Origin of the sequence: Streptomyces sp. Tue6028 (assembly GCF_002300165.1) — a bacterium.
Lineage (GTDB): Bacteria > Actinomycetota > Actinomycetes > Streptomycetales > Streptomycetaceae > Streptomyces > Streptomyces siamensis.
Genome location: NZ_MLCE01000003.1, coordinates 204,142 through 227,516 on the forward strand (window position 1 = coordinate 204,142; position 23,375 = coordinate 227,516).

Consider the following 23,375-nt stretch of genomic DNA (forward strand, 5'->3'; position numbering starts at 1 on the left):
TTCACTGCTGCCGCCGGGAGGCCGGCTCCTGCTCGCCGCGGACTTCACGGCTGCCGCCAGGAGCGGAAGGCCCGCAGCTGTTCCGGTGCGACCACGCTCTCCAGCCGCTCGTCGTCCGGATCGCCGCCGCCGAGCGCGGCGAGGAGCCGGCGGGCGGGCGCATTGCGCGGGGTGCGCTCCGCGGTCAGCCGCACCTTGGCGCAGCCGAGCCGCTCGGCGTGGTCGGCCAGTCGGCGCAGCAGGTGTTCCTCGACGCCCCGGCCGAGCGCGCGACAGCTCAGCATCCAGGCCAGTACGTCCAGTTGGTCGCCCTCGGCGCGAACGGCGAGCAGCCCGATCTGGCCGTAGTCGCCGAAGCGGTCCCGGGCCGCGGCCGTCCACACCTCTCCGCGCTCCCGCCACCGGGCGAGGTCGCCGCCGTCGGCGGACCGCGCTCGGAGGGTGAACTGATTCGTGCGGCGTACGAGTTGCTCGGCCCGCGGCACGTCCGTACCGCTCAGCTCGCGGATGTCGACCTCCAGACCCAGTTGGTCGAGGAACTCCTCGAATCCGGCCTGGTCGCGTGCGGCGTCCCGTTCCCGTTCCTGTTCGTAGAAGCGGGCCCGAAGTGCGTCCTCGGCGGTAGCCGCGGCCGGGACCAGCGGCCACAACCGGCCGAGGAACTCCTCCAGTTCGGCGACCGGTGGGCAGGTAACCGACAGCACCTGAGGCAGTGCCGACCGCACCCCCGCGATCTCCACCGGGTTGTCGTCGAGGAACAGGAAGCTGTCCGGTCCCAGGTTGAGCGTGCGCGCCACCTGGGCGAGACGGCCGGCCTTCGGGCCCCAGGCGGCGGAGAGCACGCTGAAGTGCTCGGCCTTCAGGAGGCTTTCGGGCCGGTCGAGGACGGACCGGACCGTGTCCTCGTCGTTGTTGCTGACCAGCACCAGCAGCGCACCCGCGGCACGCCAGTCGAGCAGCCGCCGCGCCAGCAGGGCGCGCGGGCCGGTCAGGTCCACGGCCGACGGACCGATCTCCCCTGCCACTCCGCCCCACAGGGTCTCGTCGCCGTCCACCGCGATCACCTTCGGCGCGGCACGGCGTACGGCCCGGACGACGTCGGCCAGGCTCAGGGCCACCGCCGCCTGGAAGCGTGGGGTGAAGGGGAGGTGGACGAGGCGCTCGGTGCGCTCGTCGAAGCGGTCCTCGACGGCGTGCCGACGAGTCCAGTCGTCGGGCCGGAGCACCGCGACGCCGGACAACTCGGCGAGATCAGAGGCAAGTTCGCGCTCCCAGCGGGCGAAGCGGTCCTCCTCCTCGCGGGCGGACGGCAGGAAGCCGACGATCAGCGGCTTCCGGGTCCGCTCGGTCAGGTCCCGCACCGCGGCGGGGTACGCGGCGCGCAGCTCGGCGAGCAGCCCGTCGTCCACCGGCCCGAACCGCGTCAGATCCGCCGCGCGCAGCAGCACCACGCCGATCTCCACGGCCGGGTCGGCGAGGACACCCGACGGGTCCCGCAGGGCGGCGAGGACCTGGTGATACGGGGCTTCCGTGACCGTGAGGCCGCCGTCCGGGGTGTCGTCCCACAGCGCCGCTTCACACAGGCGGGGCAGGTCACCGAGGGCGAAGGTGGCCGCGAGGGCGAACGCACGCGGCACGGTGGCCTCCGCGCTCGTACCGCTGCCGCTACCCCTCGCGTCGACTGCCGCAGCTGCGTCTCCCGCGGCGCCCGCCGTCGCCGTGCCCCTCGCGGCACTGGTCGTCGCCGTGTCTCCCGCACCGTCCGCCGTCGCCGTGCCTCTCGCGGATTCGACCGTCGTCGTCGGATCCTGCGCCGCCTCGGCGAGCAGGCGCAGGAACTCCTCCCCGAGTCCGGTGGAGGTGGCCGCGTCGAGGATGTCGAGGTTGTGGTCGAGCCGGACGCGGCGCGCGTCGGGCGTCATGGTGACCATCAGGTCGAGGTCGGTGTAGCCGGTCCCGGCCGGGAGCACTTCCAGGTGGGTGAGGCCGGCCGCCGACGAGCGGACGTAGTTGAAGTACACCTCCACCAGCGGGGCTTCGGGGCGGTGCAGCCCCTGCGAGGCCAGGGCCGGCAGGACGTCGGAGAACATGGCGCCCCGGGCGAGGATGCGGTCGAGGCCGCTGTCGGTGCGGCGCACCACGTCCTCGACACGTTCGTCCGCCCCGGCGCGGGCCGGGAACGGCACCGGCACGCCGAAGAAGCCCACGGCGTCGTGCGCGTCGGCGTGGATGCGGGTGTCCACGGGCACGGCGAGGACGAAGCGCTCGCGCTGCCGCGTCCTCGCGAGCAGCACGGTGAGGACTCCGAGGCAGAAGGCGGCGGGGGTGACGGCGAGCCGGCCCGCCGCCTCCGCCACGTGTTCGGTGAGCCCGGCGGGGATCTCCAGGGTGACGCTGCCGGCACGGTACGCGCGGGTCCTCGGGCGGGGCCGGGCGAGGGTGAGGTCGAGTCGTTCGCTGCCGTGGAAGGCCTCGCGCCACTCGGTGACCGCGGTGTCGCCGCCCGGCTGCTGGGCCTCGATGAGCAGGTCGATGTCGCGGTTGGTGACGTCGTTCCCGAGCGGGGTGCCGGACAGCTCGGCGTCGATCTCCCCGGCCACGAGCAGCAGCGACTGGAGGTCGCTGACCGCGTGGTGGGCGCCGAACACCAGGATCTGGCCGTGCGCGCCGCCGTCGAGCAGTTCGAACCGCCACAGCGGCGGCCGGGCCAGGTCGAAGGGCGGCTCCAGCAGCTCCTTCAGCCGGGCCGCGGCGTCGAGTCCGGCCGGGTCGTCCATGGTGGTCCAGCGCAGCAGCGGTGTGGCGAGCTCCCGGTCGACGCGCAGCCGCCTCCCGGCCTCGCTGTCGCTGACGATCGCCGTGCGCAGTGCGGCGTGCCGTCCGGCGAGGCGGGTGACGATGCCGGTCAGTGTCTCCCGGTCGGTGGGTGCGGTGAGCCGGACCGCGAGGCCCACGGCGTGCGCGGCGTCCGGCATGCCCGGCCGGGCGCTGCGCAGGAGGCGTACGACGTCACGGGTGACGGGTCGCAGTTCGGTCTCCGGCACGCCCGTCGGCGGGTGGGCCGCCGTGCCCTCCCGGTTATCCGGTGCCGAGGTCGGGCGTTCCGGCAGTGCCTCGCCCAGGGAGCCTGCGAGAGAGCGGATGTCGCTCGCCGAGAACATCTCGGCCGTCGGGAGTTCGACGCCCAGTTCCCGGGCGAAGGCGTTGCGCAGCCGCACCAGCATCAGGGAGTCGAGGCCGAGTTCCTTCAGGGCCGTGGTGGCGGACACGTCCACGACGCCTCCGGCGACCTCCTCGACCCGGGCGCGTACGTACGCCTCCAGCCAGGTGGCGCGGTCGTGGCCCGGCGTCGCCTCGAACACCTTCCTGACGAGGCCGTCCAGGTCCGCCGTGCGCGCCGGCGCGGCCACGAGGTCGGCGAGCACCGGGCGGGAGCGCGCCACGTCCGGGGCGAGCGCCAGCATCTCCCAGTCCAGCGCCATGGGCGCGAGCTGACGGCGTGCGGTGCCGAGCACGCGCTCGAACATGTCGCCGCCGTCCTGCGGTGAGAAGGCGAGCAGGCCCGAGCGGCCGGTCTCCGCGGCCCGGGTGCCGGACTCGGCGACCATGCCGACTCCCGCCCAGGCACCCCAGTCGAGGCTCAGCGCGCGGCGGTCGGTGCGGGAGAGGTGATGGGCCCAGGCGTCGAGGAAGGCGTTGGCCGCCGAGTACGGGCTCTGTCCGGCCGAGCCGAGGAGTCCGGCCGCGGAGGCGAAGAGGACCAGGTTCCCGGCCTCCGGGACGAGTTCGGTGAGCAGGGCGGTGCCCAGCACCTTGGGGGCGAGGACGCCCAGGACGCGTTCGTCGGTCAGCCGGGCCACGGTGGCGTCGTCGAGCACACCGGCGGCGTGGACGACCCCGGCGACCGGGCCGGCTTCGCGTCGCAGGGCGTCCAGGGCGGCCGAGAGGCCGTCGCGGTCGGCGACGTCGGCGCGTACGAGGTGCACGGTGGCGCCCCGCTCCTCGATGCCGCGGATCCAGTCCCGGGTGTCCGCGTCGGGCGTGCCCCGGCTCATCAGGGCGAGTCGGCGGGCGCCCCGCCGGGTCAGCCGTTCGGCGACGACGCGTCCGAGACCGCCCAGGCCACCGGTGACGAGGTACACGCCGTCCGCGGTGACGGCGCCGTGCCCGCTCTCGTCGGCGCGGGTGCGGGCCAGGCGGGGCACGAGGCGGCCCGACTCCCGCAGCGCGACGAGGCGTTCGTCGTCGGCGTGCCTCAGCTGTGTCCACAGGGCGTCGGTGCCGCCTTCGGACGGCAGGTCGACGAGGGTGGTGGACAGCTCGGGGTACTCCTGCGCGACGGCCAGCCCGAACCCCCAGGCGAGCGCCTGCTCGGGGTGCGTCACCTGTTCGCTGCCTCCCGCGGCCTGGCTGCCCCGTGCGATCACGAACAGCCGGGGGGCCGGGCCCCGGGTGCGGTCGGTGAGGGTGCGTACGAGATGCAGCGTGCTCAGGCAGCACAGCCGGGCCGACTCCTCGGCCGTGCCTGCGTCCGTGACGGGCGGGGCGTCGAGGGCGGAGAGCTGGACCACCCGCTCGGGCGGTGTGTCGGCGAACGCCTCGTCCAGCAGCCGGGCCAGCTGGCCCGGGTCGGCCGGGTCGAGGACGTACCGGCCCGGTCCTTGCCTGCGGAACGTGTCGCCGCGACGGGCGATCACATGGGGCACCGAGGTGCCGAGCCGTTCGGCGAGTTCGTCGGCCGTCCCGGTCTCGTCGGCCAGGATCAGCCAACTGCCCTGCGGGGGCGGCGGCTCCTGTGCGGCCGGCCGGGGCTGCCAGCGGGTCTCGAACAGCGCGCCGTCCAGTGGTGACAGTGCGGTGAGCTCGAAATCCACTGCCTCCAGGACAAGTTGTTCGTCCTGGTCCCAGAGCCGCAGGTCCAGGGTCGCGGTGTCGCCGTCCAGGGACCGCAGGACGCAGGTGACCCACACGGGGGTGGTGCGCAGCCCGGTGAAACGGAGCCGTCCGACGCCGGCGGGCACGAAGGCCCGTTCCTGCGGGGCACCGGCCGGCAGGGCGGCGCTGTGGAAGGCGGCGTCGAGGACCGCGGGGTGCAGCAGGTGGCCGGCGGCGGCCCGGTCGGCGAGGCGGCCGAGCGCCGCGGTGTCCGTGCGGTGGCCCGCCTCCAGGCCGCGGAAGGCGGGGCCGTACTCGATGCCCAGGGCGGCGAGGCGTGCGTAGACGGCGGGCAGGTCCGCTTCCTGCGAGCACCGTTCGCGGAGCGCGCGGGGCGTCTCGTACGCCTCGCCGATGGCTCCGACGGTGGGCGCCGCGGTGGGTTCGGCCTTGGACTCCGCGGTGGCTTCGGCCTTGGACTCCGCGGTGGCTTCGGCGGCGGATCCCCCCATGGCGTCAGCGGTGGACTCCGCCGTGGGTTCGGCGGTGGACTGCTCCGTGAGCTCGCCGGTGTCGACAACGAGGCGTCCGGCGACGTGCCGCTGCCAGCGCGCGGGCCGTTCCCCCGCGGTCGCCGAGGCGATGGTGAAACTCCGGGAACCGTCGGCGGCGGGCCGCAGGACCAGTTGCAGTCGTACCGGCCGGTCCTCATCGAGGCGCAGCGGGTGGAGGAACCGCACGTCGGCGAGGCTCACTTCGGCTCGCCGCGTGTCGGGGCCGTCCCGCACGGCGGACGCGGCGGCCAGAGCCATGTCGAGGAACGCCGCACCGGGCAGCCACACCTCGCCGCCGACGCGGTGGTCGGTCAGATAGGCGAACCTGCTGTCGCGCAGGTCGATCTCGCTCTGGAAGAGGTGCCGGTCGGGCTCGTCGCTGGACTCGACGTGCGTGCCCAGCAGCGGTGAGCCGCCGCCGCTCGCGGGCGCCGGGGCCAGCCAGTGCCGTTCACGGGCGAAGGCGTACGTCGGCAGGTCGGTCCTCTGCCCCTCGGGGAACAACGTCCGCCAGTCAGGGGTGTACCCGCGCTCGTACAACTCCCCCAGCCTGCGCAGCAGGACGTCGCGTCCGTCCTGCCGGCGGCGCAGTGAGGCGACGCCGACCGCGTCGGTGCCCGCCTCGGCGGCCACCGCCTCGATGGACGGGAGGAGCGACGGGTGCGGGCTCAGTTCGACGAACCAGCGGTAGCCGTCGTCGAGCATGCCGCGGACGGTGTCGGCGAACCGGACGGGTTCGCGGAGATTGGCGTACCAGTACGCGGCGTCGAGCAGGTCGCCCGGTACGGGTTCCGCGCGCACCGTCGAGTACAGCGTGGTCGGTGCCACGATGCCCCGGATGCGGGAGAACCGGTCGAGCAGGTCCGCGCGGAGCGGTTCCATCAACGGCGTGTGCGAGGCGAACGGCGTCGACAGCGGCCGGGCCGGGACACTCCGCTCGTCGAGGTGCCGGCGCAGCTCGGCCAGGTCGTCCGCCCGGCCCGAGACGGCAGTGGAACGGCCGCTGTTGACCGCCGCGACGAAGAGCCGGCCGGCGTACGGCGCGAGCAGTCGCTCGACCTCGGCCCGCGGCAGTTCGACGGACAGCATGCCCCCCTCGCCGACCAGTGGTGCGACCGCTCCGGCGCGCCCGGTCACCACCCTCACGGCGTCGTCCAGAGTGAGGGCGCCCGCGACGTAGGCGGCGGCGATCTCGCCCAGGCTGTGTCCGACCACGGCGTCCGGGGTGACGCCGAGCGCCCGCCAGCCGGCGGCCAGGGCCGCGTTCACCGCGAAGAGCACCGGCTGGAGGTACTCGGTCCGGTCGAGGGGGGAGAACTCCTCGGGCGCGCGCAGCACGTTGAGGACGGACCAGCCGGTGTGCCGGTGCACGACGGCGTCGATGCGGGCGAGCTCCTCGCCGAAGGCGGGCGACCCGGCCATCAACTCGAGGCCCATGCCCGGCCATTGGCCGCCGTGCCCGGCGAAGACGAACGCCACCTTGCCGGTGCTCTCCTCGCGTCGCGGTGCCAGCGGTGCCCGTCCCGCGGCCAGCGCGTCGAGCCGGGCGTGCAGCTCGTCCCGGTCGTGCGCGACGATCGCCGCGCGCCGCTCGAAGTGACTGCGGTGCCTGGCCAGCGTGTGCGCGGCAGCGGGCAACTCGTCACCGCCGCCGATGTGCCGGGCCAGCCGAGCGGCCTGCCCCCGCAGGGCGGTCCCGCCGCGCGCGGACAGCACGAACAGCGGCTGCCCCGGGGCGGGTTGCCCCTGCGGTACGGCTTCCTCGGCGCGGGGAGCCTCCTCCACGATCACGTGTGCGTTGGTGCCGCTGATACCGAAGGCGCTCACGCCGGCACGCCGGACGCGCTCGGCGGAGGCGGGCCAGGGCACCTCGTCGCGCAGCAGCCGCAGCCCACTGTCCTCCCAGTCGACGTGGCGGCTCGGCGTGTCGGCGTGCAGGGTGCGCGGCAGCACCTGGTGGCGCAGCGACTGCACGACCTTCATCAGCCCGATGACGCCCGAAGCGGCCTGTGCGTGACCGATGTTGGACTTGAGCGAGCCCACGTGGAGGGGTCGTCCGGCGGGACGGGAACGGCCGAAGACCTCCGACAGGGCGTTCGCCTCGATCGGGTCGCCCAGCGTCGTGCCCGTTCCGTGTGCCTCGACGTGGTCGATGTCGGCGGGCTCCAGCCGCGAGGCCTCCAGCGCCCGGCGGATCACCTGTTCCTGCGCGGGGCCGTTCGGCGCGGAAAGCCCCTGGCTGCGGCCGTCCTGGTTGACGGCCGTGCCGCGCAGCACGGCCAGCACCTCGTCGCCGTCGCGCCGTGCGTCGCTCAGCCGCTTCAGTACGATCAGGCCCGCGCCCTCGGCCCAGACGGCGCCGTCGGCGTCGTCGGAGAAGGAACGGCACCGCCCGGTCGGGGACAGTCCGCGCAGCCGGCTGAACTCCACGAAGGTCTGCGGTGTCACCATGAGCGTCACGCCCCCGGCGAGCGCCAGGTCGCACTCTCCCGACCTGAGGGCCTGCGCCGCCAGGTGCAGCGCCACCAGCGACGACGAGCACGCGGTGTCCACCGTCAGGGCGGGGCCGTGCAGGCCCAGGGCGTAGGCGAGCCGGCCGGAGGCCACGCTGAGCGCGGAACCCGTGCCGACGTAGCCGTCGAGCTGGTCGAGCCGGGAGCCCGCGAGATAGTCGCTGCCGAACATGCCGACGTAGACGCCGGTGCTGCTCCCCGCCAGTTCGCCCGGCACGATCCCGGCACGCTCCAGCGCCTCCCACGCCGTCTCCAGCAGGACACGCTGCTGGGGGTCCATGGCCGCCGCCTCCCTCGGTGTGATCCCGAAGAAGGCCGCGTCGAAGGTCCTGAGGGCGTCGTCGTCCAGGAACCCGCCTTCGCGGGCGTACGTCTTGCCCAGGGCGTCCGGGTCGGGGTCGTAGAGCGCCTCCACGTCCCAGCGGCCCTCCGGGAAGGCGCCGACCGCGTCGCGGCCCTCGGCGAGCAGGCGCCACAGCGCGTCCGGGTCGTCGACGCCGCCCGGTGCGCGGCAGGCCATCGCGACCACGGCCACCGGCTCGTCGGAGGCGGGGGCCGGACCGCCGGCGGGCCGGGTGCCGGACGCCGTCGCCCGGGCCGCCGGCCCGCTCGTCGCGAGTGCGGTGGCCAGCAGGTGTTCGGCGATCCGGGCCGCGGTGGGGTGGTCGAACACCAGGGTCGCGGGGAGCCTGGCGCCGATGCGGGTGCTGATCCGGTTGCGTAGTTCCACCGCGGTCACCGAGTCCATGCCGAGGTCGCGCAGTGGCTGATCGGGACGGACCGACTCGGCCGCACGCAGGCCGAGGGCGCGGGAGGTCTCCTCGCGGACCAGGGCCAGGACGCGGGCGGCACGTTCGGGCTCCGGCAGCCGGGCCAGGCGGTCGGCGAGCTCGCCGCCGCGGCCGGGGCGGGGCGCGGGCAGCAGCGAGCGCCACAGGGCCGTCGTCGCGCCGTCCGCGGCGGCCGTGGCCTCCCGCAGCCGGGGCAGGTCCAGGGACCATGCGACCAGGTGGGGCGCGCCCTGGGACAGGGCGAGTTCGACGAGTTCCCGGCCCACGTCGGCGGTGAGGGCGCGGTGGCCGGTCCGGGCCATCCGTGCGAGGTCGGCGTGTTCGGCGGCGAGGCCTTCACCGGCCCAGGCTCCGAAGGAGACGGAGGTGCCGGGCAGGCCCAGGGCCCGCCGGTGGAGGGCGAGTTGGTCGAGGAAGACATTGGCCGCGGCGTAGTTGGCCTGTCCCGCGCTGCCGACGACTCCCGCGGCGGAGGAGATCAGCAGGAAGAGGGCGAGCGGCGCGTCGGCGGTGAGCCGGTGCAGATGGCCGGCGCCGTCGACCTTGGGGCGCAGCACGTTCGCGAGGCGGTCGGGGGTGAGGTCCGCGACCACCCCGTCGTCGAGGACGCCCGCGCAGTGCACGACGCCGCGCAGCGGCGACTCGGCGCCGACGCGGCCCAGGACGTCGGCCACGGCCGCCGCGTCCGCTACGTCGCACGCGGCGACCTCGGCCTCGGCGCCGAGCGCGCGCAGTTCGGCGACGATGTCGGCCGCCCGTGGATCGTCCGGACCACGTCGTGAGGTCAACAGCAGCCGCGGGACGCCGCGTTCGGCGAGAAGGCGGGCGATGTGCCGGCCGATGGCGCCCAGGCCTCCGGTGATCAGCACCGTGCCGTCGGTGGGCACGGCCCCGGCCGCGCCGCTCGCCTCGGGGCGGGCCGCACGAACCAGCCGGGGAGCGAGCAACGCGCCGTCGCGTACGGCGAGTTCGGGCTCGTCGGCCCGCGCCAAGGCGGCAGGCAGAGCTCCGGCGGGATCGGAGCCGTCGAGGTCGACCAGGGTCAGCCCCAGGTCGGGGTGCTCGGCGCGGGCGCTGCGCGCCAGGCCCCACAGCACCGACTGGGCCAGGCCCGGCACCTCGTCCGCGTCCCCGGCGGCGACCGCGCCCCGGGTCACCCACACGGTCCGGGCGGGTGCCCCGCCCCGCGGAAGCGCGATCAGGGCACGCAGCTCGGCCAGCGCCGACGCCGCCAACTCGTGTGCGGCGGAGGCCGGTTCCGTGCCGGCCACCGCACGCGGCCAGAAACGTACGACGGCGTCGGCGTCCTCCTCGCGCCCGCCGGTCCCCGCGGCCGCGAGCACGCGCCGGGCCGCCTCCACCTCGGGGTCGGACCGGTCGCCGACGACCGCCCACTCGTGGGCGGCTTCCGTGACCGGCTCGTCGGGCACGTGCGTCCACGCGACTTCGTAGAGGTGGCGGGCGTTCCCGGAGCCCCGGGCGAGGTCGGCCGGATCGGCGACCCGCAGCCGGACGCCGTCCAGCCGGCCCGCCGGGAGGCCGTCGGCATCCCACAGCGTCACGTCCAGGGTGAGGTCCTCGCCGGGCTCCCCCTCCCCGGTACGTGTCCCGGATGTCTCCGACCGGCGCACGAGCGCCGTGAGGTCGTGCGCGCCGCCGGGCGGCAGCGCGCAGCGGCCCACCGCGACCGGCAGCCGTGCCCGGCCGTCCGCCGCGTCGAGCGCGGCGGCCACGTGCAGCGCGGCGTCGAGCAGGGCCGGGTGCACCGGGTACGGGTCGGCCGTGTCCCGGGCCGTGGCCGGCAACGAGAGCCGGGCGAGCAACTCGCCCTCACCCGTGGTGGCCGCCGACCGAACGCTTCGGAAGGCAGGACCGTATCCAAGACCCAGGGCGGCGAGCCGTTCGTAGGTCTGTGCGCTCCAGGACGGTTCCGCCGTCCGCGGCCACCGCGGCGCCGGGCCTGCCGTGTCCGGGGCAGGAGCCGCCGCGGAGGCGGTGGCGTGCAGGGTCCAGCTCGGGTCCGCCTGCCCGCGCGGGCGGCTGTGCACGGTGATCTCCGGTGCGGGACCGGAGACGTCGACCTCGACGGACACCTCGACCGTGCCCGAGTCCGGCAGCACGAGGGGCGCGAGCAGCACCAGGTCGGTGACGTCGGCAGGGTCGTCCGGGCGCGCCGCGTCGAGCGCGGCGCGGCACAGCTCCATCTGGGTGGTGCCGGACACCACGGTCCGGCCGAACACGGTGTGGTCGGGCAGCCAGTCGGCGGTGGCCGGGGACCACTCGTTGCGGAAGGTCCAGCGGGTCTCGTCGGCGGACCGCAGCTGGACGCCGAGCAGCGGATGCGCGGCACGGTCGAGGAGGCCAGGCACCGCCACGGCCGGCTCGGGCTCGATCCAGTGGCGCTGCGGGTCCCAGGCGTACGTCGGCAGGTCGGCCGGCTCCGTCGCGGCGATGAGCCGGCGCCAGTCGATCCGTCGTCCGTGGACGTGGAGTTCGGCCGCCGCCCGGTCGAGGCAGGCGGGCCCGTCCTCGTCGCGCCGCAGCGAGCCGACGGCGAGCAGGTCGGCGTCGAGCTCGTCGCCGACGGTGCGCACGGCCGTCAACAGGGAGGGGTGGGGGCTGAGCTCGACGAAGTGACGGAACCCGTCGGCGACCATGCGCTCCACGGTGGGTCCGAACCGGACAGGTTCACGGAGGTTGGTGTACCAGTAGTCGGCCGCGAGCTCCTCGGTGACCGGCTCGGCGGTGACCGTCGAGTACCAGGCGACGGAGGACGGGAAGGTGGTGACGCCGTCGAGTTCGTCGACAATCGTGCCGCGGACGGACTCCACCTGGGCGCTGTGGGACGCGTAGTCGACGTCGAGGCGGCGTACGAACACCTGCCGGCGGTCGAGGTCGGCGAGCAGCGTCCGCAGGGGCTCCACGTCTCCCGCGACGACCGTCGAGCGGCCGCTGTTCACCGCGGCGACGGACACCCGGCCGCCGAGCTCGGCGAGGTGGGACCCGACCTCGGTGTGCGGGAGCGCCACGACGGCCATCGCGCCGGTGCCGGACAGCGCGGTCAGGGCCTGGCTGCGCAGGGCGACCACCGCCGCCGCGTCGTTGAGGCCGAGCGCTCCGGCGACACAGGCCGCGGCGACCTCGCCCTGGCTGTGCCCGATCACGGCGTCGGGACGCACGCCTCGGGCCCGCCACACGGCGGCCAGGGACACCATCACGGCGAACAGGAGCGGCTGGACGACGTCCACGCGGTCCGGCGACGGGGCGCCCTCGTCACCGCGCAGCACGGCCGTCACCGACCAGGAGGTGAACGGACGCAGCGCGGCGTCGCAGCGGTCGAGTTCGTCGGCGAACACGGGGGACGCGTCGAGGAGATCGCGGGCCATGCCGGCCCACTGGGCGCCCTGGCCGGGGAAGACGAAGGCCACCTTTCCCGGCGGGGCCGCTTGCTGGGGTCCCACGGTCAGCGCCGTGTCCGGCCGCGCGTCGGCCAGTCCCCGCAACGCCGCCAGCAGTTCGTCGCGGTCGCCCGCCCGGACGACGGCCCGGTGCTCGAAGTGCGTGCGGTGGTGAGCGAGCGTCCTCGCGACGGCGGGCAGCGGCAGCCCCGGATCCGCGCCGAGCGCCCCGAGCAGCCGACGCGCCTGCCCCTGGAGGGAGGGAAGAGTTCGGGCGGAGAGCGGGAAGAGGATGCCGCGCGGCGCGGCGGGCCCACCGTCCGACGGCTCGGCGGGGACGGGTTCGGACTGCGGCGCCGGGTCCGGATCCGGCTTCGGCGTCGGCTTCGGCTTCGGCTGTCCAGCGGACTCGGCGGACGCGTGCGACACGGGCGCCGACGTCTCGCCCGGCCCGGATTCGGACCGCGGCCGCGGCTGCGGCTGGGGCTCGGGCTGGGGCTGGGGCTGCTCACTGGACTCGACGTACGCCTGCGGGACAGGAGCCGACGTCTCGCCCGGCCCGGATTCGGACCGCGGCTGCGGCTGCGGCTGCTCAGCGGTCTCGGCGGATGTCCGCGCCCCGCGGAACGTCGAGGGCGCGCCGTCGGACACGGAGTCCTGCCCGGTGTCCCGCCGGACGGCACGCGGCCGCCCGGTGAGCGGGCGGGCGAGTTCCGCCGGTGCCTCCTCCAGCACCACGTGGGCGTTCGTGCCGCTGATCCCGAACGCGCTCACCCCGGCCCGCCGTACGCGGTCGCCGCGTCGTGGCCAGGGCTGGGCGCTGCTGTGCACGCGCAGGCCACCGCCCGCCCAGTCGACGTGCTCCGTCGGCCGGTCCGCGTGCAGGGAGGCCGGGATCAGTTCGTGGCCGAGCGCCAGTACGGTCTTGAGGACGCCTCCGATGCCCGCCGCGGCCTGCGTGTGACCGATGTTGGACTTCAGGGAACCGACGCCGAGCGGTCGGTCGGCGGGGCGCCCGGGGCCGAAGACGGCGGCCAGGGCCCGGCCTTCGATGGGGTCGCCGAGCCGCGTTCCGGTGCCGTGCGCCTCGACATGGTCGAGGTCGTCGGGTCCGAGTCCGGCGGCGTCGAGCGCCGCGCGCAGCACTCGTTCCTGGGCGGGGCCGCTCGGGGCGCTCAGTCCCTGGCTGCGGCCGTCCTGGTTGATGGCCGAGCCCCTGACGACCGCGAGCACCCGGTCGCCGTCACGGCGTGCGTCCGCGAGTCGCTTGAGCAGGACCAGACCGCAGCCCTCGGCCCACACCACTCCGTCCGCGTCGGCGGAGAAGGGGCTGCACCGCCCGGACGGCGACAGCGCGCGCAGCTTGCTGAACTCGACATGGCCACGCGGGGTGACGAGCAGGGTGGCACCGCCGGCCAGCGCCATGTCGCACTCCCCCGCGGCCAGCGCCCGCGCGGCCAGGTGCAGGGCGACGAGGGAGGAGGAGCAGGCGGTGTCCAGGGTCACCGCAGGGCCCTGGAGGCCGAGGGTGTAGGCGATCCGTCCGGAGGCGACGCTGGACGCCGATCCGGTGCCGACGTGCCCGTCGAGCAGGCCCAGTTGGGCGGACGCCATGTACCCGCTGTCGTACAGGCCCACGTAGACACCGGTGGAGCTGCCGTTCAGGGTCCCGGGCACGATCCCGGCGCGCTCGACGGTCTCCCAGGCGGTCCGCAGCAGCAGGCGCTGCTGCGGGTCCATGGCCGCCGCCTCCCGGGGTGAGATCCCGAAGAAGGAGGCGTCGAAGCGGTCGATGTCCGCGAGGAAGCCCCCACGCAGGGTGTACGTCCTGCCGACGGCCTCGGGGTCGGTGTCGAAGAGGTCCCGGGTGTCCCAACGGCCCGCCGGTACTTCGGTGATGGCGTCCTCGCCCGCGGCCAGCAGCCGCCACAGCGCCTCGGGGTCGTCGGCACCGCCGGGGAAGCGGCAGGCCATGGAGATGATCGCGACGTCGTCGTCGCCCCGCGTCCGCAGCCGGTCCGGTGCCGTGCCCTGCGGGACAGGCGTCACGCCGGGGGTCCCGTCGGCGAGGACCGCCTCGGCGAGTGCGGCGATGGTGGGGTGGTCGAAGACGAGGGACGGCTCGGGTGTCCGGCCGGTCCGTGCGGCGAGCTCCGTCACCAGGGTCACCAACTGCCTTGACCCCAGTCCGAGTTCGGCGATCGGCCGGTCGGGGTCCACGGCCGGCGGGTCGAGCCCGGCCGCCCGGGCGACGGCCGAGGTGAGCCAGGCCCGCGCTTCCTCAGGGGTCGTGACGGGGGTCTCGGGTGACGGCTTCTCGGATTCGTGCGAAGGCATCTGAAGAGGTGTCCTCGTGAACTCGGGCTCAGCGTGGTCCCGCACGACCCGTCTGGGTTCTGTGCGAGCAGGCTGGGTTCTTTGCGAGCAGACTGGGTTCCGGACGATCAGGATGGGTTCCGTACGGTCGGGCTGGTTCCGCACGAACGGCACGGCGGGACGACGGCGGGGGCAACAGGCCCCCACCGCGGGGCTTTTACGGCCGAGTGCGCCGCGCGGCGCCTCGGGCCCACCACGTCATCCGAAGGCGGCGGCGTCGAGCACGGAGAGGGTTCCGGCGAGATACGCCTCCCGGGAGGCGTGGCGCTGGATCTTGCCGCTGGACGTCTTGGGGATGGTGCCGGGGTGCACCAGCACGATGTCGCGGACCGGCAGCCCGTGCGCCCGGCCTATCGCGCTGCGGATCAGGTCGCTGATCTTCTCGGACTCGCCTGCCGCCTCGGGGGACAACTCGGCCACGACGACGGGCTGTTCACCCGCGGTCCCGCCGTCCACGGAGAACGCCGCGGTGCACCCGGGACGCAGCGCCCAGTGGGACATCTCGGCGGAGAGCTCCAGGTCCTGCGGGTAGTGGTTGCGTCCGTCGATGACCATCAGGTCCTTCAGGCGACCGGTGACGAACAGTTCGCCGTCGCGCAGGAAGCCGAGGTCGCCGGTGCGCAGAAAACGGTCCGGGCGGTCCTTCGGCGTGGCACGGAAGGTCTCGCGGGTGGCGAGGGCGTTGCGCCAGTAGCCCTTGGCGACGCTCGCGCCCGCGACCCAGATCTCGCCGACCTCTCCCTCGGGCAGTTCCTCCTGCCGCTCGGGTTCGGCGATCACCACGGTGGTGCCGGGGCCGGGCCGCCCGCAGCCCACCGCCGCCGCGTCCGCCTCTCCCGCGTGCGGTCCGCCGGGCGCCGCGTCGACCAGGACCGGAGGGGCCGCCACGGATCCGCCGGTGACCATCAAGGTCGTCTCGGCCAGTCCGTAGCACGGGTAGGAGGCCTCGCGGCGGAAGCCGGCCGGGCCGAAGGTGTCGGCGAACCGCCGCAGTGTGGCGGCCCGCACCGGTTCGGCGCCGTTGAACGCCACCTTCCACGAACTGAGTTCCAGGCCGTCGAGGAGCTCGGGCGTTGCGTGCTTGAGGCACAGCTCGTACGCGAAGTTGGGGCCGCCGCTGGTGTGCGGGCGGTACCGGGTCACGGCGTCGAGCCAGCGTCCGGGCTGTTGCAGGAAGTGCAGTGGGGAGAAGAGCGTCGCGGTGACGCCGAGGTAGACCGTGTTCAGGACCGGGCCGATCAGGCCCATGTCGTGGTACACGGGCAGCCAGCTGACGAACATCTCGCCGCGGTGCTCGGCGATCGCGTCGGGGGTGTGCCCCATCCGCTCCGTGATGATCCGCTCGTTGTCCAGCAGGTTCCCGTGGGTGACCATCACTCCGCGCGGGGCGGACGTGGAGCCGGAGGTGTACTGGAGGAAGGCGACCTGGTCGGGGGCGAGGTCGGGTTCGTGCCAGGCGTCGGCCGCCTCGTCGGGGATGTCCTCGGTGGCGACGCAGGTGATCCCGGCCAGTTCTGGCAGGTGCTCGGCCATGGCGCTCAGGGCGGCGAGCACCTCCCGTCCACCGAGGACGACCGTGGCGTCCGCGTCGGCGATCAGGCGTTTCGTCCGGATCAGCGCGCGGTGGTTCTGGGACCGCCCTTGCGGGGGCACGCCGGGCACGGCGACGACTCCGGCCGAAAGGCAGCCCAGGTAGCCGCAGATGAACTCGATACCGGGCGGATAGAGGAGCACGGCGCGCGCACCGGCCAGGCCGCGGTCCTGGAGCCAGGCGGCGACGGCACGGGAACGACGGGCCAGCCTCGCGTACGTGATGTCCTGGACCTCCCCGTCACCGTCGCCCGTGACGAGGTAGCGGTAGGCGGTCGCTTCGGGTTGTTGCGAAGCGTGCACGGTCAGTAAGTCGACCAGGGAACGGGCCATTTGACGAGTCTCACCTGTTCGGATCATGGGGCACGGAAAGCGAGGTCCGGGGAATCGGGACCGGGTGACGAGGTCCCGGGAAATGAGGTCCGTGGAGCTGGAGCATGAGAGAACTGGAGTTCGAAGGCATGCCGGAGGGACGCTTCGATGCGTCCGCGTGGTGACCGTGGCCGCCTGGCCCCCTTGCCAGAACGTCCGTCTCGGCCAACCCGCCCGAGGAGCAGCTGCGTTACGCGCGCAGGTGCCTCGCGACCCCCGTGCAGCTTGCTACCGACGAGTAGGACGATAGCAAGACTCGCCGCCCGGTCAGATGTAACCCCGGGTATTTAACGAGGAATTGGGCGATCTGACGCACAGTCAACGCATAGATACGGCCAATCCTGGCGCATCCTGACGCCCGCACGGAACGGCCCGGCGAACCCTTCGGACCAGGTCTCCCCGCACACGACGACGGGCGGGGTGGTCGGAGAGCGACCGGACTCGGAACGAGTCCGCCCGTCTCTCCGACCACCCCGCCCGTCGCGAGGACCCGGTGGACTTCCCCGGCCTCCAGGGTTGTCCGGAACCTTCCGGGTGTCTGCCAGAGACCTACGAGTCAGGCCACCGGGGCCGGGTAGGTCGGGTACTCCACCCCGGAGACGTGCTGGACGACGCGGATGACCTGGCAGGAGTAGCCGAACTCGTTGTCGTACCAGAGGTAGAGGATCGCGTTGTCACCGTCGACCTTGGTGGCGCCGGCGTCCACGATCGACGCGTGGCGCGAACCGACGAAGTCCATGGAGACGGCGTCGGGGGCGGTGGTGAAGTCGATCTGCCGCTTCAGCGGCGAGTGCAGCGAGACGTTGCGGAGGTAGTCGAGGACCTCTTCACGGCTGGTCTCGCGGCCGAGCCGCAGGCTCAGGATCGCGATCGAGACGTCGGGCACCGGGACCCGGATCGAGCTGCCGGTGATCGGCGCCTTGAGGTCGGGCAGCGCCTTCGCCACGGCGGAGGCGGCACCGGTCTCGGTGATCACCATGTTGAGCGGCGCCGAGCGGCCGCGGCGGTCGGCCTTGTGGTAATTGTCCAGCAGGTTCTGGTCGTTGGTGAACGAGTGGACGGTCTCCACGTGGCCGCGCAGGACGCCGTACTCGTCGTCCATGGCCTTCAGCGGCGGGACGATGGCGTTGGTGGTGCAGGAGGCGCAGGACAGGATGCGCTCGTCCGGCTTCACCATGTCGTGGTTGACGCCGTGGACGATGTTCGGGACGTCGCCCTTGCCCGGAGCGGTCAGGACGACCTTGTCGATACCGGGGCGCAGGTGCTTGGAGAGACCCTCGCGGTCGCGCCACTTGCCGGTGTTGTCGATGAGGATGGCGTCCTTGATCCCGTACGTCGTGTAGTCGACGTCCGACGGGTCGTTGGCGTAGATCACCCGGATCGCGTTGCCGTTGGCGACGATCGTGCTGTTCGCCTCGTCGACCGTGATCGTGCCGTTGAACTGACCGTGGATCGAGTCGCGGCGCAGCAGCGAGGCGCGCTTGACGAGGTCCTGGTCACCGCCGCCGCGGACGACGATGGCGCGCAGGCGCAGGCCGTTGCCGGAACCGGCCTTCTCGATCAGCAGACGGGCGACGAGGCGGCCGATGCGACCGAAGCCGTAGAGCACGACGTCACGGCCGGTGGAGCGGTCGAGCTTGTTCTCGCCGATGGCACCGGCGACGGCCTCGGCGGTGAAGTCGGCCACCGACAGGCCGCGGTCGTCGGCCTTGTACGTCGCGGCGAGCATGCCGATGTCGATCTGGGAGGGGCCCAGATCGAGCGTGGTGAGAGCTTGCAGGAAAGGCAGGGTTTCGGTGACCGAGAGTTCCTCACCGGCAATCTGCCGTGCGAATCGGTGGGTCTTCAGGATGCTGACCACCGACTTGTTCACCAACGACCGGCTGTGCAGCAGGACCGTGACGTCACGCTCCCGGTGCAGCTTCCCGATCATCGGGATCATCGACTCCGCGATCTCCTCGCGGTTCTTCCAGTTGGTGAACGAGTCGTCATTGACAGTCACAGGTTTATCTTTCGAGCTAGGCGGTGCTCATATGCTAACCCGACCCTCATCTGACCCCGCGGGCAGGATCACTTGAGACAGCGCCACGATGCATCATTCGTCCATATCGACACATATCTTCACACCAGGCCGGAGGAGACGCGCGGCTCACGACACCGTCGCCGTCGCCGTCCGTCCGGGATCAAGAGGCGGACCACGACGGGGAGTTGGGGTGGCGCGGCCTGCCCACCTGCCGTGGGCGATCCGCTCTCGCGACGCGCTCGTGGCAGCGACGCGGTCGCCGCACGGACGACTCGGCTCCGCGCCCCTGGCAGGAACACAGACGTCGCGGTGGGCACACGCCCGCACAGCCCGCACCCGACCCCATCCGCAGGACCGCGGGCGACGCAGCCGGCGCACGCACACCCGGTCCGCCCGCGAACCCATCGGCAGAACCGCGGAGGCGCAGCCGGCACCGGGCAGTCGCCCCACGCGCAGTCCCCGCTCTCAGGGAAGCAGCCCGCTCAGCGCGACCGCGCCCCCGCTCCGCCGGAACCCTGCCGACGCGACGCACGCATCGAACCGGCCGCCTTCAGCAGACGGTCGGCCCTCTCCCTGAGCGCGGGATGCGCCAGGACCGTGTTGCGCAGACCGCGCACCGGTCTGCGCCACATTCTGTGCGCCGCCGCCACCGGATGGGGACGGGCCGCGAAGCCTTCGCCCACGCGCAGTTCACGGGTCTTGAGCCAGTCCTTGTACTCCTTGTCACCGCGCCCCAGGTCCATGATCCGCACGCCGTCGCGGCCGGCCGCCTCCGCGGTCCGCAGATGCATGATCAACCCGGGTGAGTAGTAGTGGAAGTCGGGGTCGTACGCGGTGAACCACGCCGCGAGCACGGTCCGCGACCTCGGCCCGAAGTGGGCGGCCACCGGCCGGTCCCCGGCGTACAGCACGGACAGCACGCCGGTGAAATGTTCCTCGCGGACGTCGAACAGGTGGTCCACCAGATCGACGATCCACGGTCGCGCGAACCGGTCCATCCGCCCCGTCCTGCGGTACTGCGCGGACTTCCACTCCATGAGCCGACGCAGCATCCGCGGGTCGCGCTCGTCGAAGACGAACCGCAGTTCGCCGGCGTCGCGCCCGATCCGGCGCTCCTTCTTCAGCGTCGTCTTGGCCAGCCCCGGGTACGTGGCGCGCAGCCAGCGCGCGTAGTCGCCGTCGCTGCGCTCCAGGTCGATCACCGGCGAGGCGAAGGTCCCCGTGACGTGCTTGGCGAAAGGCTTCTGCTCCTCGACGAGATGATCGAATTCGAGGATGGACAGACCGCAGGCCCGCAGCAGTTCCTGAGCGTTCCAGGTGACACCGGGGCGGTGCACGAGGGCCTGGCAGTCGGAGAGCCCCAGTCCGACGGCCCGGCCGACGCCGAAGGCGTTGCGCTCGTACGGGAAGAAGCCCACGGCCTCCCCGTCCTCCCGAAGGACCGCGACCTGCGCCCCCGCGCGGTGCCTGCCGACCCCGATCGCAAACTCCGGCGCCAGGAACGGGTTGGCGTACACGGGCGACTCGTCCATGGCCTGATGCCACGCCTTGGACAGCGAGGCACCGAGTTCGTCGAGTCCGTGGATCGTTATGTCCACCTCAGATCAACCGCCCTTCCAGAGGCTCCGCGAGGGACGTACCGGTCGCGGCGCAGGCCGGTGAGGCGTGTGGATCACTGTTCATGGAACGCATGGACGACCGCTCTCCCCCCATGACGCGCTGTCCGCGTGCTGCCATTCCTTGGTTTCTGCCGATCCCCGCCGTGTACACGCTCCCCACTCGACCGGCGGCCGAGACCTGAACGGTTCGGCAGGGCTCAAACGTCGCGAAACAGTACGCACGCTGTCAAGGGCACCTACCGCAACGGAAGTCGGCGGATCGGGCGGACGGGTCCGCTCAGGGCCGTCCGACCCGCACATCCCGGGTTTTGGCGCCTTCCGTAGACCCCGGAGGCCACCCCACGCGCCCCGCTCGCCACCATGGCCGCGCTCCGCCACCGGAGGCCCACCCGTCACACCGGTTCGACGCCTCGGCAGCCGGACGCCATCGACGGGACATGGGCCGGGCATGCCCACCCGTCCGTCCGCGCGACGAGGCGACCGGAGCTGCGCGACGGAGTCACGGGGGGCCAGGGCGCGACGAAGTCACGGGAACAGAAGGGCACCGCGACACACGGCCGACCACCCGTCTCCACCCGCCCGCCTCCGATCGTTCAGCCGTCAACTCTCTTGCCTCTCTCGGCCCACCCGCCTAGCCTGAATTTGTGCCGCTAATAAACAAACCCCTCACCCTGCACATCACGCCAGGTCACGACCTCACCCGCCTCCGTATCGCCCTCACCACCTTCTTCGCCCTGGACGGCTTCGTCTTCGCCGGATGGGTCGTCCGCATCCCGGCCGTCAAGGAACAGACCGGCGCCTCGGCGAGCACCCTCGGCCTCGCCCTGCTCGGCGTCTCCGCGGGCGCCGTGATCACGATGATGCTCACCGGGCGGCTGTGCCGCCGATTCGGCAGCCATCCGATGACCGTGGTGTGCGGGGTCCTGCTGTCGCTCAGCGTCACACTGCCTCCGCTGACGCATTCCGCGGGCGCGCTGGCCGCCGTACTACTGGTCTTCGGTGCCGCCTACGGCGGGATCAACGTCGCCATGAACAGTGCGGCCGTCGACCTCGTGGCCGCTCTGCGCCGCCCGGTGATGCCGAGCTTCCACGCGGCGTTCAGCCTCGGCGGCATGATCGGGGCGGGACTCGGCGGTCTGGTGGCCGGCCAGTTGTCCGCCACCCGCCATCTGCTCGGTCTCTGTCTGATCGGCCTGCTCGTCACGGCTGTCGCCGGACGGACCCTGCTCCGCCAGGAGGTGCCGACGCCGCCCGATCGCGAGGCCCGGGACGCGGACGCGGGTCGGACCATGGACGGCCGCGTCCGCCTGCTGGTGATCGTCTTCGGTCTGATCGCCCTGTGCACCGCGTACGGAGAAGGCGCCCTCGCGGACTGGGGCGCGCTGCACCTGGAACAGGACCTGGACGCGCACCCGGGCGTCGCGGCGGCCGGCTACTCCTGCTTCGCCCTCGCCATGACGATCGGCCGGCTGAGTGGCACGACCCTCCTGGAACGCCTGGGGCGGACCCGCACTCTCGTCGCCGGCGGCACCACGGCGGCGCTCGGCATGCTGCTGGGTTCGCTCGCCCCCTCGGTCTGGGCGGCCCTCCTCGGCTTCGCCGTCACCGGGCTGGGGCTCGCCAACATCTTCCCGGTCGCCGTGGAACGCGCGGGGTCGCTCGCCGGACCGAGCGGCGTCGCCGTCGCGTCCACGCTCGGCTACGGCGGCATGCTCCTCGGACCGCCCGCGATCGGGTTCATGGCCGACTGGTACTCCCTGCCCACCGCCCTGACGAGTGTGGCGGCGCTGGCGGCCGTGGCCGCCGTCATCGGGTTCGCGACCCGACGGGCGGCAGTGGGCTGAAGCCGGCACCCTGCGAGCGCCCGGTGAGGGCGACGCCGACACTCCACGAACGCCCAGTGCGCACCGGGCGGACCATCGTGCCTCCTGTCTTCGGCCGCGCCCCATCGGGCAGACTCGCCGCATGGAGATTCCGGAGTTCGTGGAGACCCTGGACCGTGAGGGCCGGCTGCTGGCCGCCTCCGCGGAGGAGGCGGGTACCGACGCCAAGGTCGCGACCTGCCCCGACTGGCAGGTACGGGACCTGGTGCGACACACGGGCATGGTGCACCGGTGGGCGACCTCGTTCGTCGCCGAGAGGCACTCCTCGTACCACCCCGACGGTGGCCTGCCGGATCTCGACGGCGACGAACTCCTGAGCTGGTTCAGGGACGGACACCGACGGCTCGTCGACACCTTGGCGGGCGCCACGCCGGACGTACAGTGCTGGAGTTTTCTGCCGGCCCCTTCGCCGCTCGCCTTCTGGGCGCGGCGGCAGGCCCACGAGACGACGGTGCATCGGGTCGACGCCGAGTCGGCACTCGGCCCGCAACGGAGCCCCGTCGCGGCGGAGTTCGCGGTGGACGGCATCGACGAGCTGCTGCGCGGCTTCCACGGCCGGACGCGGAGCAAGGTGCGGACACAGGAGCCGCGCGTCCTGCGGGTGCGGGCGACGGACGTCCCGGACACGGTCTGGACCCTACGGCTCTCGCAGGAGCCGCCCATCTGCGAGCGGGAGGAGCGAGGAGCGGCGGACTGCGAGCTGGCCGGCCCCGTCGACGAGCTCTACCTGTCCCTGTGGAACCGCCTGCCGTTCCCGGGCCTGACGGGCGACGCCTCGACGGCCCAAGTGTGGCGGGAGAAGTCCGGGATCACCTGGAGCTGAACATCTACCGGATCCGAGACGGCCGGACCACAGCCCGGGGCGACCGGGCTGGTCACACGACCCCGGGCGACGGGTCCGGTCACTCGCAGCCGGAGGGCGCGCCACCGGCCAGCATCCGGGTCAGCACCGCGCGCTGCACGGGAAGCACCTCACCGTGCAGGGCGCGCCCCTTCGGCGTCAGGCACACGCGGACGCCCCTGCGGTCCTCCGCGCACATCCCCCGCGTGACGAGACCGTCCTTCTCCAGGCGGCCGATGAGCCGGGACAGAGCGCTCTGGCTCAGGTGGACGCGCTCGGAGATCTCCTGGACGCGGTAGGAGGCGCCGCCGTCGGAAGCGGTGCCCTCGGCGAGGACGTCGAGCACCTCGAAGTCGCTGGCGCCCAGGCCGTGCTGATGCAACTCGCGGTCCAGTTCGCACAGGGTGCGGGCATGCACCGCGAGGATGTCGCGCCACTGGTTGACGAGCCCTTGCTCGGCCTTCTTCGCCGCCATGGCCGCACCGTAGCAAAGAATCCGCTTTGTTGCATCGGAATTAAATGCATTTGCATTCAATGCAT

General features: G+C 73.2%; 7 protein-coding genes. 2 read left to right on the top strand and 5 right to left on the bottom strand.

What is annotated here, in order from left to right; all coding sequences use genetic code 11:
- Positions 1-44 precede the first annotated feature (44 nt).
- The 4 genes from BKI49_RS35645 to BKI49_RS02860 all read right to left on the bottom strand — a co-directional run bounded on the left by BKI49_RS35645 (position 45) and on the right by BKI49_RS02860 (position 20,090).
- Positions 45-14,468 (bottom strand): type I polyketide synthase, encoded by a 14,424-nt coding sequence (locus tag BKI49_RS35645; protein ID WP_257004588.1) that lies wholly within the window; start codon positions 14,466-14,468, stop codon positions 45-47.
- Between the two features lie 237 nt (positions 14,469-14,705).
- A complete protein-coding gene (locus tag BKI49_RS02850; RefSeq protein WP_095932563.1) occupies positions 14,706-16,430 on the bottom strand; it encodes a fatty acyl-AMP ligase in 1,725 nt (574 codons plus the stop codon).
- A gap of 595 nt (positions 16,431-17,025) precedes the next feature.
- On the bottom strand, positions 17,026-18,471 hold the full coding sequence (locus BKI49_RS02855) for a glyceraldehyde-3-phosphate dehydrogenase (protein WP_095932564.1): 1,446 nt from the start codon (positions 18,469-18,471) through the stop codon (positions 17,026-17,028).
- 503 nt (positions 18,472-18,974) lie between these two features.
- A complete protein-coding gene (locus BKI49_RS02860) occupies positions 18,975-20,090 on the bottom strand; it encodes a GNAT family N-acetyltransferase (protein ID WP_095932565.1) in 1,116 nt (371 codons plus the stop codon).
- A gap of 665 nt (positions 20,091-20,755) precedes the next feature.
- Between BKI49_RS02860 and BKI49_RS02865 the strand changes: the two genes are divergently transcribed.
- On the top strand, positions 20,756-21,955 hold the full coding sequence (locus tag BKI49_RS02865) for an MFS transporter (protein WP_179332308.1): 1,200 nt from the start codon (positions 20,756-20,758) through the stop codon (positions 21,953-21,955).
- A gap of 121 nt (positions 21,956-22,076) precedes the next feature.
- On the top strand, positions 22,077-22,817 hold the full coding sequence (locus BKI49_RS02870; RefSeq protein ID WP_095932566.1) for a maleylpyruvate isomerase family mycothiol-dependent enzyme: 741 nt from the start codon (positions 22,077-22,079) through the stop codon (positions 22,815-22,817).
- Positions 22,818-22,896: 79 nt separating this feature from the next.
- On the opposite strand, the gene BKI49_RS02875 is transcribed toward BKI49_RS02870, so the two are convergent.
- Positions 22,897-23,310: a MarR family winged helix-turn-helix transcriptional regulator gene (locus BKI49_RS02875; RefSeq protein WP_095932567.1), complete on the bottom strand. Its 414-nt coding sequence runs from the start codon at positions 23,308-23,310 to the stop codon at positions 22,897-22,899.
- Between the last annotated feature and the right edge of the window lie 65 nt (positions 23,311-23,375).

Excerpts from the sequence above, each read along its gene's own strand:
- BKI49_RS02850 (WP_095932563.1), bottom strand. The coding sequence starts at position 16,430 with ATGGCCCGTTCCCTGGTCGACTTACTGACCGTGCACGCTTCGCAACAA.
- BKI49_RS02870 (WP_095932566.1), top strand. The coding sequence starts at position 22,077 with ATGGAGATTCCGGAGTTCGTGGAGACCCTGGACCGTGAGGGCCGGCTG.
- BKI49_RS02875 (WP_095932567.1), bottom strand. The coding sequence starts at position 23,310 with ATGGCGGCGAAGAAGGCCGAGCAAGGGCTCGTCAACCAGTGGCGCGAC.
- BKI49_RS35645 (WP_257004588.1), bottom strand. The coding sequence starts at position 14,468 with ATGCCTTCGCACGAATCCGAGAAGCCGTCACCCGAGACCCCCGTCACG.